At 69.0% G+C, this 12,257-nt stretch carries 13 protein-coding genes; 5 read left to right on the top strand and 8 right to left on the bottom strand.

All coding sequences use genetic code 11. The features are described from left to right. Positions 1 to 7 precede the first annotated feature (7 nt). From AC061S_RS30705 to AC061S_RS30680, 6 genes are all read right to left on the bottom strand, one after another. Positions 8 to 268, bottom strand: coding sequence for an acyl carrier protein (locus AC061S_RS30705; RefSeq protein WP_478689142.1), 261 nt, complete (start codon positions 266 to 268; stop codon positions 8 to 10). Positions 269 to 412: 144 nt separating this feature from the next. Continuing rightward, positions 413 to 913: a hypothetical protein gene (locus AC061S_RS30700; RefSeq protein WP_478689141.1), complete on the bottom strand. Its 501-nt coding sequence runs from the start codon at positions 911 to 913 to the stop codon at positions 413 to 415. 98 nt (positions 914 to 1,011) lie between these two features. Next, positions 1,012 to 1,692, bottom strand: coding sequence for an esterase/lipase family protein (locus AC061S_RS30695; RefSeq protein WP_478689140.1), 681 nt, complete (start codon positions 1,690 to 1,692; stop codon positions 1,012 to 1,014). Positions 1,693 to 1,813: 121 nt separating this feature from the next. Further along, positions 1,814 to 3,151, bottom strand: a complete 1,338-nt coding sequence (locus tag AC061S_RS30690) for a M14 family metallopeptidase (protein ID WP_478689139.1) — start codon at positions 3,149 to 3,151, stop codon at positions 1,814 to 1,816. A 146-nt stretch (positions 3,152 to 3,297) separates the two neighbouring features. After that, positions 3,298 to 4,515 (bottom strand): S8 family peptidase, encoded by a 1,218-nt coding sequence (locus tag AC061S_RS30685; RefSeq protein WP_478689138.1) that lies wholly within the window; start codon positions 4,513 to 4,515, stop codon positions 3,298 to 3,300. Between the two features lie 361 nt (positions 4,516 to 4,876). Continuing rightward, positions 4,877 to 6,184 (bottom strand): helix-turn-helix domain-containing protein, encoded by a 1,308-nt coding sequence (locus AC061S_RS30680; RefSeq protein WP_478689137.1) that lies wholly within the window; start codon positions 6,182 to 6,184, stop codon positions 4,877 to 4,879. A gap of 405 nt (positions 6,185 to 6,589) precedes the next feature. Between AC061S_RS30680 and AC061S_RS30675 the strand changes: the two genes are divergently transcribed. Both AC061S_RS30675 and AC061S_RS30670 read left to right on the top strand, forming a co-directional pair. Then, positions 6,590 to 8,653, top strand: a complete 2,064-nt coding sequence (locus tag AC061S_RS30675; RefSeq protein ID WP_478689136.1) for a S8 family serine peptidase — start codon at positions 6,590 to 6,592, stop codon at positions 8,651 to 8,653. Positions 8,654 to 8,924: 271 nt separating this feature from the next. After that, entirely contained in the window at positions 8,925 to 9,041 is a 117-nt protein-coding gene (locus AC061S_RS30670; RefSeq protein WP_478689135.1) for a DUF6245 family protein, read from the top strand. A gap of 1 nt (position 9,042) precedes the next feature. Here AC061S_RS30670 and trxB read toward each other — a convergent pair whose 3' ends face one another. Continuing rightward, a complete protein-coding gene (gene trxB / locus AC061S_RS30665) occupies positions 9,043 to 9,987 on the bottom strand; it encodes a thioredoxin-disulfide reductase (protein ID WP_478689134.1) in 945 nt (314 codons plus the stop codon). Then, positions 9,984 to 10,397 carry an arsenate reductase ArsC gene (locus tag AC061S_RS30660; protein ID WP_478689133.1) on the bottom strand — a complete coding sequence of 138 codons (414 nt, stop codon included), beginning with the start codon at positions 10,395 to 10,397 and terminating at the stop codon, positions 9,984 to 9,986. The genes trxB and AC061S_RS30660 overlap by 4 nt, the downstream gene beginning before the upstream one ends. A 90-nt stretch (positions 10,398 to 10,487) precedes the next feature. Between AC061S_RS30660 and AC061S_RS30655 the strand changes: the two genes are divergently transcribed. From AC061S_RS30655 to AC061S_RS30645, 3 genes are read left to right on the top strand one after another with little or no spacing between them, the layout of a single operon-like run. Further along, entirely contained in the window at positions 10,488 to 10,796 is a 309-nt protein-coding gene (locus AC061S_RS30655) for an ArsR/SmtB family transcription factor (RefSeq protein WP_478689132.1), read from the top strand. Continuing rightward, the gene (arsB, locus tag AC061S_RS30650; RefSeq protein WP_478689131.1) at positions 10,787 to 11,908 is read left to right on the top strand and encodes an ACR3 family arsenite efflux transporter; all 1,122 of its coding nucleotides are present in this window, start codon (positions 10,787 to 10,789) and stop codon (positions 11,906 to 11,908) included. The genes AC061S_RS30655 and arsB overlap by 10 nt, the downstream gene beginning before the upstream one ends. Beyond that, on the top strand, positions 11,905 to 12,156 hold the full coding sequence (locus tag AC061S_RS30645; protein WP_478689130.1) for a DUF2180 family protein: 252 nt from the start codon (positions 11,905 to 11,907) through the stop codon (positions 12,154 to 12,156). Before arsB ends, AC061S_RS30645 begins: the two co-directional genes overlap by 4 nt. Positions 12,157 to 12,257 lie beyond the last annotated feature (101 nt).

Raw genomic sequence — 12,257 nt, 5'->3', positions numbered from 1 at the left:
GGACCGGTCAGTTCTGCGGGAGGTCTCGGAGTGCCGCGTCCACGGCCTGGGCAAGGCTGTCCGGGGTGGCGTTGAGCACCTCGAGGAAGTCCACCTCGACCCCCCAGTCCGCGTGGATGCGGGACATCACCAGCACGGCGAGGAAGGAGTCGCCGCCGTGTGCAATGAACGAGCCGTCACCCGGGATCTCCACACCAAGTACCTCTGCCATCAGCGCTCGGACCGCTGCCGGGTCGGCCTGCTCGACCGATGTGTCCAATGAGGACACTGCAATTCACCTCCAGGTGAGTGAGACATCGCTGTGCCGCAGCGTCAGGGATTCCTGGCTCGGCGGTGCTCAGCGCCAGCTGGTGTACTCGCGGCGAGCCGGCGCGAATGGATGCCGTTGCCCGCGGTTGGGGACGTGGGGTGGTTACCGGAACGTGAGGGCGGGGTGACCCGTGTCTGCCTCTTCCGTGCTTGCACACAGGGAGCTGCCGGAGACCTTGGTGGCGGTGAACGGCTGGTTGGCGTAGTTGCGGGTGGTTGCGTCGCGGGTCCAGACGACGTTGGTGGCCTTGTAGCGGCAGGAGATGAACCCCTTGCGGCCCGTGATGTCGATGACGTCCGTGGTTGCGGTGCCGCTGGTGTCGTCGAACGTGAGGGTGGGGCTGTTGTTCAGGGTGGCGGTGAAGCCGTCGGTGCAGCTGAGGTTGCCGCTGGGCTTGTTGACCGTGGTCCGGTCGATGGCCAGGGTGTCTGGAGGGTTCGCGCTCGTGCTGCCCTGGGTCCAGTGGCAGGTGGTGTCGCCGATCGCGATCGTCCCGTCGACCTTCTGCGTGGACGCCAGTCCGGCTGCTCCCGCGGTAGTGGTGATGCATAAGGCCGCGATCGCGGCTGCGGAGATCGAGCCGAGCTTCATGCTGTGACGCATGTGTCCGCCTCGACGGATGGTGTGGGATATGCCTGTCCGCCGCCGGTAATCCGGGGGGCGGCGGCCAGGGAAGATTTCCGGGTGGAGTGGGGCGGCTGTCAGCCGACGTGGGCTTTGACCTGGCCGTAGACGGTGGTGTCGGTGCGCAGTTCGCCGTGGCTGAGGCAGGCGGTCTTGGTGTTGGTGGCGCCGGTGAGGGCTACGCTGCTGTCGGGGTTGATGACGTTGTCGCAGGGCGACCACCAGGTGGCGTACCGGGAGGTGCCGGGGGTTTCGTCGCCGGAGTTGAGGGCGTTCAGGAAGGTGGAGCCGGGGCGCATCTCGGTGCAGGAGGCGCCGCTGCACCAGTAGGCGGTGTCGGTGCCGTGGTTGGGCCCGCCGAGGGAGATCCAGGCGTCGACTTTGGTGTCTCCGCCGAGGTTCTTGAGGTAGTAGCGGGAGGAGAGTCCGCCCATGGAGTGGGTGATCACGTCCACCTTGGCCGCTCCGGTGGCGGCCAGGACGCGGTCGATTTCCTGGGCGAGCTGGGAGGCGGTCGTAGCGTTGGACTGGCTGGTGTTGTACGTCCACTGGTTGACGTGGCCGACGGGCCAGCCGTCGGTCTTGAACCGGCCGGCCATGGTGTCCCAGGTGGAGCCGCTGGAGTTCCAGCCGTGGACGAACACGATCGGGTCGGGGACCGCGGCTGCGGGCTGTGCTCCACGGGCAGGGCTCTGGGCCGTGAGGCCGATCAACGTGGCGGTGACGGCGACTGTGAGGAGGAGGGGGCGGCGTCGCATGGGCTGTCTCCGGGGAGTGGGGGGCCCGTCGTGCGGCCGACAGCGGATGATGCCGGCGGGGGAGGAAGGTGCCGGGGTCCGGCGCCGTGCCGCACGACGGTGTCGTTGAGGTACCGGGCGGCTAGGAGGCGGGGCAGTACTGTGCTTGTTTGCCGATGGAGCGGTACATGCAGTCGGCGTTCTCTATCAGCTGCAGGACCGCGTCGCGGTTGCGGCTGGTCTCGCGTTCGATGACCTCGTCGGGCGGGTAGAAGCCGCCGGTCCAGGCGCTCTTGGGGTAGAGCTCGAAGGTGTAGCCGAAGATCTTGTGGACGCCCCAGAGGTAGTCGTCGATGGAGCCGTCGGTGATGTACAGGTCGCTGGACTGTTCGGCGGTGTAGCCGTTGCTGGCGGCCATCTTCTGGCCGACGGTCGCGAAGGCGTCGCGGTCGTCCTGGGTCATGCCCGGCGCGGTGTCGGCGTTGGTGTAGCCGAAGGGCCACAGCACCAGTTCGCTGTAGGTGTGGAAGTCGATGCCGGCCGTGATCTGCTGCTTCCCGCCGACCACTCGGGAGCGGACGAAGTCAGAGACGACCTTCACCTCCGGCGCGGACTCGGGCGCGGTGCCCCGGTAGGTGTCGGAGGACTTGCTGGAGGAGGAGCCGCCGCAGCAGCCCCACTTGTAGTCCCAGTTGCGGTTCTCGTCCGTGCCGATGGCCGTGGACCCCGCGTTGGGCTGGCGATTCTTGCGCCAGTTCTTGTAGGAGCCGGTGGAGATGTCGTACTCGCCGCCGTCCGGGTTGAGGTCGGGGATGATCCAGATCTCGCGGCCGTTGACGGCACTGGAGATGCGGGAGTCGGTGGTGTAGTCCTCGCCGAACTCGCGCAGCAGGTAGAGGGCCATTTCGACGGTCAGGTGCTCGCGGGCGTGCTGGTGGGCGGTGAAGAGGATCTCGGGCTCGGCCTCGTCCGCCCCGACATTGTCGCTGATCTTGATCGCGACCATGTCCCGGCCCTCGTAGGACTTGCCGATCACCCGCTTGCTCATGATGTTCGGGTACTGGGCGATCCGCTGGTCGATCTCGGCCATCGCCTCGGCGTAGTTGTGGTACTTCGAGTCGGCCGATGGGAAGTCCATGGCCCCCACTTCACCCTCGTGGGAGTGGGCCGTCGGGCCCGGTACCTCCTTGAGGGAGTACCCCTGTGCGCGCAGCTGTTTGGCTTGCAGGGTGTCGGCGCTGATGACCACCGACCGGGCGTCGACCTCGTCGATGGAGACGCCTGTGGCGGCGAGCACGGTGCGGGCGGCGTTGGTCGAGGGGCCGTCGACCACGTACTGGCGGATGTCCTCGTCGACTGTCGCGGTGGAGGGCCGGGGCGGTGGAGCGGCGGTCGCGGAGACGCTGAGGGGGGTCGCGAGGGCAAGGGCGAGTAAGGCCGCCAGCGCGGCGGACCTCTTGCTGCGCATGCGGATTCGCATGGTGAGACTCCTGGGGAGTGGGGGTGGGACCGGTGTGGGCCCGGCGGGCGGCGTGCAGGGACATGCGACGCCCGCCTGCCGGGGGCCGGGGAAGTTTTCTGAGCGGAGCCCGGGGCGGGTGACGGACCCGCCCCGGGATCACGGGCTCAGAAGAGTGTGTAGAGGAGCTTGTTCGGCGAGCCGGTCTTGGGGTCCTGGACCTTGCCGTTGGTGGCGCCGTTGACGAGAGCGTCGCGGACCTGGGCGGGTGTGGCCGAGGTGTTGCTCGCCAGGTACAGGGCGGCGGCGCCGGCCACGTGCGGGGCGGCCATGGAGGTACCGCTGATGGACTTGGTGGCGGTGTCGCTGTCCTTCCAGGCCGAGGTGACGCTCACGCCGGGAGCGAAGAGGTCCAGGCAGGTGCCGTAGTTGGAGAACGAGGCGCGCTTATCGGCGCTGTCGGTGGCGCCGACCGTGATCCCTTCCGCGACCCGTGCCGGGGAGGAGTTGCAGGCGTTCTGGGGCTGGCCGAAGATGTTGCCGTTGCCGGCCGCGAGCGAGTAGGTGACGCCGGAGGCGACCGAGTTCTTGACCGCGCTGTCGAGCGAGGTGTTGGCGCTGCCGCCGAGGCTCATGTTGGCGACGGCGGGCTTGACGGCGTTGGCGGTGACCCAGTCCACGCCCGCGATCACCCCGGAATTGGTGCCGGATCCCTGGCAGTTCAGGACGCGGACACCGACGACGGCAGCGGCCTTGGCCACGCCGTAGGTGGAGCCGGCGGCGGTGGCCCCGACGTGTGTGCCGTGGCCGTTGCAGTCGTTGCCGTTCTGACCGTCACCGACGGTGTCGGTACCGATCGAGGCCCGACCGCCGAACTCGGAATGCGAGGTGCGCAGCCCCGTGTCGATGACGTACACACGCACGTTGGAGGCGGTGGTGTTGTACGTGTAGGTGCCGCTGAGCGGCAGGTCGCGCTGGTCGATCCGGTCGATGCCCCAGGTCGCGTTGGACTGCGTCGCCGTGGCGGTCACCTTCGCGTCCTGTTCGACGTAGGCGACGCGGGGGTCGGCGGCGAGCCTGCGGGCCTGCACCTCCGTCATCTTGACGGAGAACCCGTTGAGCGCGCTGCGGTAGACATGGGTGAGGCGGCCGTTGCCGAAGCGGGCCAGTTCGCCCGCGACGGTGTCGATTGAGCGGGTGTTCTGCTTGAGGACGACGATCCAGCTGTCGGAGATCGCGGTGGTGGCCGCGGCCAGTCGGACCTCGCCGACGGCGGGGACGGCCGTGCTGTGTGCGGGGGAGCCCGCGATCTGTATGCCTGCCGTGAGCATGACAATCGGCACGAGGGTGCTCAGTCGGCGCGTGAGGGGACGCGTGTGGTGCACCAGACCTTTCGTTGACCGGGATGCGGACACGTGGGGGCTGCGCCACCGCACCTCTGGGTTCAGGGGTGCGGTGCGGTGCGAAGTGCGTTGGTGCCGGTGGGGCGGCGAGGTAACAGCGCCCTGCGGGACTCCTGTTGCCCCCTCGGGCTGTGACGGCCTGGGGAACCGGGTCCCTTGGTCAGATGACGGCGACGGGGCCCGCAGGCGCCAGATGTGTCAACAGGAATATCGAACGCTGTTACCTCGCAGGTGGAAGTGTGCCCTCGGTGCGTTGCACCGTCAAGTGACCTGCGGTGGCCGCTGTTTGAGCTATCAGGCCTGAGCATGACAAACAGGGCGAAGAGGCGATGTTCCGCCTGGCCTACTTCTCCAGGGCCATCAGGCCTCGGCGGTAGACGGCCGCCCCCTCGTCGGTTTGCCCCCACTGGATCAGCAGGTCACCCAGGATGCGGCAGGTCGTGGCCACTTCGAGCACGGCACCGAGGACCTGGTAGCGCTCGATCGCCGAGCGGAACAACGCCTCGCCCCCCGCCGCGTCCCCGCGGTCCACTGCGATCTGCGCCCCGATGCGGTCCAGCTCTGCTGCCTGCTCGGGATCTTCGTACTGCTCGGACAGCGCGCGGCACTGCTCGAGGAGGGTCGCTGCCTCCTCGGCCTGCTTCAGCCGGCGCAGGACTTCTGCGAGTTCGGCCAAGGCGTTGACCTGGCGCGGTACCGCCCGGGTATCCGCGAAGACCGTCCCCGCGTGACGGAGGCTCTCCCGGGCTTGCGCGAGGTTTCCCTGCCGGGCGCAGAGGTACCCGCGGGCGAAGTGGCACATACCGGTCTCAGTGCGCATGCGCAGGTGCTCGAAGAGGGCCAGCGCGCGGGCCAGGACCTGCTGTGCTTCCTCGTAGCGCGCCGTCGCCGTCAGGACGCGGTTGATGTGGTAGTAGCCCTGCGCCAGGACTTCCGGGTCCTTCACCCGTGGTGCCATCTCCAGAGCGGCATTCGCGGCCGCCGTCGCCTGATCGAGATCCCCGCGCTCGACATGAGGCAGCACGGTCGCGGCGCGCAGTGCGAACTCCGCGGTGATCTGACGGGTCTGGCGGGCATCGCGCAGGTGCTCCTCGGCCAGCGACAGCGCCTCACTTATCTCGCCGCGGGCGAATCGTGCTCCCATCTGCCCGATCACAGCCTGCAGCCGGATGTCCAAAGGCTGTCCTGCCAGCAGGGCTTCGGCTTCGGTGAACAGGTTCAGGGCGCGGGCCGGGTTTCCTTGATGCCGCGCCACCAGGCCAAGGCCGCACCGCGCGGTGGCGCCGAGCTCCGGGTCGCCATGGGCTTCGGCGGCGGCAACGACGTCCTGGCAGCTCTCCAGCGACCGCTCCACATCACCCCGCGACAGAGCGAGCCGGGCTTCGGTGAGCGCGGTCCGCAGTTCCTGGCGCCGGCCCGGCTCGTACCGGTAGCACAGGTCTTCCATGGTGACGCCGAGGCGCTCGGCGAAATGTGAGGCCGCGCGGGGTGACGGAGTGCGCTTGCCCCCCTCGATCGACGAGACGTAAGCACGCGTGAACAGGTCCCCGGCCAGATAGGACTGGGTGACCTGCCGCTCGGTCCGCAGACGCAGCATCCGCGCCCCGATCCCCTCTGCATCGGCCCCCAGGGGAAACACCTCGTCAGACATAGCGGCCACTCTAGGCCCTCCTTCCGTCCGGTTTGCGGGGGCTCGTGTCCGCGCAGCGCAACTCCCCTTAGCTCAGGGGATGTTCGGCCCTTGACGCGGCTCCGGAGCCGCCCCCAGACTCGCCACCAAGCGAGGTAACGGTGAATGCAACTGCTGTTTACAGCATGGGCGCGCAGTCTGCTAGCACCGCAGGTCCGGCATGTCCCGTGGGGGGTGCACGCCAGGGCCGCGCGCCCGGCCGTCACCCTCCCCGGAACGGAAGGCCGCCGTTGCCTCGCTGCTGTGCACACCCCAAGAACGGCGTCCCGCCCCGTCCAACGGCCCGCCATCGAACGCCGCATGCGCGTTCTCGTGGCCCGTGCCCGGCGGCGACCGGGACTGCCCCCACCACAAGGAGCTAGCCCCATGCGATCCGCACTCGGCCGCAGGCGCGGCCGGATACCCCTCGCCTTCACCACCGGTGCCGTGGCCACCGCCGCGCTGATCGGCGCAATGTCCGTACCGGCCGAAGCCACACCCGCCCAGGCACCGGCCCAGGCCGCAGCGGTCTCCGCAGTACCCGCCGCCTATGACGGGTTCATCGTCGGATTCCGACAGGGAACCGCGGCGGCCCGCTCCGACGCCGAGGCCGGGAAGGCTGTCTCGGCAGTCGCGAAAGCCGACCGCCGACAGGCCGCCGTCGAGCGGCGGCTCGCCACTGGCGGCGTCCTGATCAAGACCCCAGGCCGACTGAGCCCCGAGCAGGCCCTGGCCCTGATGCAGCGCTTCGCGGCGCGCGCCGACGTCGCGTTCGTCGAACCGAACACGGTCATGCAAGCCTTCTCCACGCCCAACGACACCCGGTACACCGAGCAGTGGGACTTCCACGAGGCCACGGCCGGCATGAAGGTGGACACCGCCTGGGACGTGGCAACCCGCCGCGGCAGTGGCGTCACCGTCGCCGTGATCGACACCGGCTACGTCGCCCACTCCGACCTCGCCGCCAACGTGGTGGCCGGCTACGACTTCATCTCCGACGCCAACAACGCCAACGACGGAGGCGGCCGCGACACCGACGCCTCCGACCCCGGCGACTTCTCCGAATCCGGCGACTGCCAATTCGGCTCGGCCCGCAACTCCTCCTGGCACGGCACCCACGTCGCCGGCACCATCGCCGCCGTCGCCGGCAACGGCAAGGGCGTCGCCGGAATCGCCTACAATGCCAAGATCCAGCCCGTCCGCGTCCTCGGCCGCTGCGGCGCCACCTCCGCCGACATCGCCGACGCCATCATCTGGGCCTCCGGCGGGACCGTCAGCGGCGTTCCGGCCAACGCCACCCCCGCCAAGGTCATCAACATGAGCCTCGGCGGCGAGGCCGCCTGCGACACCACCACCCAGAACGCCATCAGCAGCGCCACCTCCCGCGGCACCAGCGTGGTCGTCGCGGCCGGCAACTCCAACAAGGACGTGGCCGGCTTCACCCCGGCCAGCTGCAACAACGTGATCTCCGTCGCCGCCTCCGACCGGGCCGGCAACCGCGCCTCGTACTCCAACTTCGGAGCCAAGATCGACCTCGCCGCCCCCGGCGGCGACGGCACCGCCACCGACGACCCCGGCCGCATCCTGTCCACCCTCAACAGCGGCACCAAGGGTCCCCAGACTGAGTCCTACGCCTTCTACCGCGGCACCAGCATGGCCTCCCCGCACATCGCCGGCCTGGCCGCGCTCATGCTCGGCGAGAAGGCCATGACCCCGGCCGAGGTCGAATCCACCATGAAGGCGAACACCCGCCCGATGCCCGGCACCTGCACCGGCGGATGCGGCGCCGGCCTGGCCGACGCAGACAAGACCGCCCGCGCCATAGCCGGCACACCCGCAACCCAGGTGACGCTCACCAACCCGGGCAACCAGACCAGCACCGTGGGCACCGCCGCCAGCCTCCAGATCCAGGCGACCACCACCGCGGGCGGCACCCTCTCCTACAGCGCCACCGGCCTGCCGGCCGGCCTGACCGTCAACACCTCCTCCGGTCTCATCTCCGGAACACCCACCACGGCAGGCACCAGCACGGTCAACGTCACCGCCACCGACAGCACCGGCCCCTCGGACACCGAGTCCTTCACCTGGACCGTCAACGGTGCCGGCGGCGGATACTTCGAGAACACCACCAACGTGAACATCCCCGATCCCGGCAACGTGACCAGCTCCATCACGGTCACCGGCGTCAGCGGCAACGCACCCGCCGCCCTCAAGGTCGCCGTCGACATCAAGCACACCTACCGCGGCGACATCGTCCTCGACCTCATCGCCCCCGACGGCACCTCCTACCGCCTGAAGAACCTCGACGGCTGGGACAGCGCGGACAACATCCTGGCCACCTACACCGTCAACGCCTCCTCCGAGACGGCAAACGGCACCTGGAAGCTGAAGCTCACCGACTGGTACGGCGGAGACGCCGGCCACCTCGACGCCTGGAACCTTCAGTTCTGAGCGCGCCCCACGACCGCTTCTCCCCGGCCTCGCGACCCCCCACGTCACGTCGCGGTGCCGGGGAGAAGCGCACACTGAGGTGACCTCCCCCTCAGGGGGACAGCCGGAATACGCCGGAAGCGCGCCGAAGGCGGCCGGGGAGGGCTGCAGGAGCCTGCTCGCCGGGTGGAGTTCATCCGCTGGCAGGTGATCGCCGCCTGCCATGACGCCTTCAAAACCGGTTATGGCCGCACAGAGTGACCAGCTGAGGGAGTATCAGGATCTCTGATCTATGACACTCCCCCAGCTGAAGGCCGCCCGCGAGGCGTTGGAGAACGCGATCGGCAGCACCGACGTCCTGCTGAAGACGCTGGCGTCGGTGGGGCTGCAGGGAAGGTGGCGGGGATGAGTTACCGTGCGTCGGCGAGGGCGGCGAGGTAGCGCTCGGTGTCGAGGGCTGCCTGGCAGCCGCTGCCGGCGGCGGTGATGGCCTGGCGGTAGGTGTGGTCGACGACGTCTCCGGCGGCGAAGACGCCCGGGATGTTCGTCCGGGTGGAGGGCGGCTGTACCTTGAGGTAGCCCTCGCCGTCCAGGTCGAGCTGGCCGGTGAACAGCTCGGTGCGAGGGTTATCGCCGACCGCGATGAACAGTCCCGTCACGTCGAGGTGGCGGAGCTCCTCGGTGATCGTGTCGCGGACGGTGAGGCCGGCGAGCTTGCCGTCCTTGTCCTCGATCTCGGTGATCTCGCTGTCGAAGAGGAAGGAGATCTTGTCGTCGGAGAAGGCGCGGTTCTGCATGACCTGGGAGGCGCGCAGGGTGGAGCGGCGGTGGACGATGGTGACCGTGCGGGCGAAGCGGGTCAGGAAGGTTGCCTCTTCCATGGCGGTGTCGCCGCCGCCGACCACGACGATGTCGCGGCCCTTGAAGAAGAACCCGTCGCACGTGGCGCACCAGGACACGCCGCGTCCGGAGAGTTCGTCCTCCCTGGGTAGTCCGAGCCTGCGGTAGCCGGAGCCGGTCGCGATGATCACGGCCTTCGCCTGGTGGATGGTGCCCTCGGAGTCGGTGACGGTTTTGATCTCGCCGGTCAGGTCGACGGAGACGATGTCGTCGTCGATCATCTCGGCGCCGAAGCGCTCGGCCTGGGCGCGCATGTTGTCCATGAGGTCCGGGCCGTCGATGCCCTGGGGGAAGCCGGGGAAGTTCTCGACCTCGGTGGTGGTCGTCAGCGCGCCGCCGACGAAGACCGCGCCGCCGAAGACGAGCGGCCGGAGGTTCGCGCGGGCCGTGTAGAGGGCGGCGGTGTATCCGGCGGGGCCTGAGCCGATGACGATGACGTCGCGGATGTCACTCATGCCGCCGGCTCCGGGCCGATCTCGACGATCAGGCCCTCGACGAGCTTCTTGATCTCGTCGCGGATCGGACGTACGGCTGCGACGCCCTGGCCGGCCGGGTCCTGCAGCTTCCAGTCGAGGTAGCGCTTGCCGGGGAAGACGGGGCAGGCGTCGCCGCAGCCCATGGTGATGCACACGTCGGAGGCCTGGACGGCGTCGACAGTGAGGATCTTGGGGGTCTCGGCGGACATGTCGACCCCCACCTCGGCCATGGCCTCGACCGCGGCCGGGTTCACCGAGTCGGCGGGGGCCGAGCCGGCGGAGCGGACCTCGACGCGGTCCCCGGCCAGGTGGGTCAGCCACGCGGCGGCCATCTGGGAACGGCCCGCGTTGTGGACGCAGACGAAGAGCACGGAGGGCTTGTCGGACATCGGGGTCTCTCTTGTCTCGCGGCGAAATCAGATGCCGCTGATATCAGCATCCAGTGGCGTCAGTCGCCACTGATGTGAGAGTATCAGTCCATGATGACGTCAGTCGACACTGAACTGATCCGAGTCCTGGCAGATCCTCTCAGGCTCCGGATCGTGACCCTGCTCGCCCGCGAGACGCTGTGCACCACCCACCTCGTGGAGGAGACCGGTGCCAAGCAGACCAACCTCTCCAACCACCTGAGAGTGCTTCGCGAGGCGGGGGTGGTGGAGACCGAGCCCTGCGGCCGCTTCACGTACTACAAGCTCCGCCCCGGTGTCATCGCCCAGCTCGCCGGCCAGTTCACCGACCTGGCCGAGTCCGCCCGTACCGCTGCCGAGAACAAGAGGGCATGTCCGTGACCCCCACCCAAGCTCCCGCCCCTGCCCCCGCCGGGCACTCCTCGGTCGTCGCGAAGCTCTCCACCCTGGACCGCTTCCTCGCGGTCTGGATCCTGATCGCCATGGGCCTCGGCCTGGGTCTCGGCCGGCTGATCCCCGGCCTGAACGACGCCCTCGCCAAGGTCGAGATCGGCGGCATCTCGCTCCCCATCGCGGTCGGCCTGCTGGTGATGATGTACCCGGTCCTCGCCAAGGTCCGGTACGACAAGCTCGACGCGGTCACCGGCGACAAGAAGCTGATGATCTCCTCGCTGGTCATCAACTGGATCGTCGGTCCGGCGCTGATGTTCGCGCTGGCCTGGATCTTCCTGCCGGACCTGCCCGAGTACCGGACCGGCCTGATCATCGTCGGCCTGGCCCGCTGCATCGCCATGGTCATCATCTGGAACGACCTCGCCTGTGGCGACCGCGAGGCCGCCGCCGTCCTCGTCGCCCTCAACTCCGTCTTCCAGGTGATCGCCTTCGGACTGCTGGGCTGGTTCTACCTCGACCTGCTGCCCCGCTGGCTCGGCCTCGGCGGCGGCCAGGGCCTGGACGTTCCCGTGTGGCACATCGCCCTGAACGTGATCGTCTTCCTAGGCGTCCCGCTGGCCGCCGGCTTCCTCACCCGCCGCATCGGCGAGAAGAAGCTCGGCCGCCAAACGTACGAGTCGAAGTTCCTGCCGAAGATCGGCCCCTGGGCCCTCTATGGGCTGCTCTTCACGATCGTCATCCTCTTCGCCCTCCAGGGCAAGACCATCACCTCGCAGCCGCTGGACGTGGTGCGCATCGCACTGCCGCTCCTCGTCTACTTCGCGGTGATGTGGTTCGGCACCTTCCTCCTCGGCAAGGCCATCGGCCTGAGCTACGACCGCACCGCCACCCTCGCCTTCACCGCCGCCGGCAACAACTTCGAGCTGGCCATTGCAGTCGCCATCGCCACCTTCGGCGTCACCTCCGGTCAGGCCCTCTCCGGCGTCGTCGGCCCCCTCATCGAGGTCCCCGTCCTGGTCGCACTCGTGTACGTGTCTCTGGCCTTGCGCAAGAAGTTCACGGCCGGCCCACTCCAGCCCCCCGTAGGGAGCGGCAAGTGAACTGCCTGGACTGCCACGGCTCGGGCACTCAGACCCCGGCCACCGGAATCTGCCGCCAGTGCGGAGCCGCCGCGTGCGCCGCGCACGCCGAACTCAGTGAGCAGTTCCTGACCTGCACCAAGCCGCTGGCACGCACGGTCGCGGTCGGACCGCCCGTACGACGGCTGCTGTGCCGCCACTGCGCCGCAGCCCACCGGGCGTACACCGAATGCTGCCCCGGCTCAGCCGGCACGCTGCGGACAACATGACCGCGGTACACCCCTCCGACAGCGAAGACCTCGCCGGGCCGGTCCCTCACCCGCGTCGCCAGGCTGCCCCGTGGGGGGCGGTACGGGCATCGCCGCAGCCT

Source organism: Streptomyces sp. CA189 (assembly GCF_056428985.1).
Note: the sequence above shows the minus strand (reverse complement) of the source record. Positions and strands in the feature narration are given on the sequence as shown.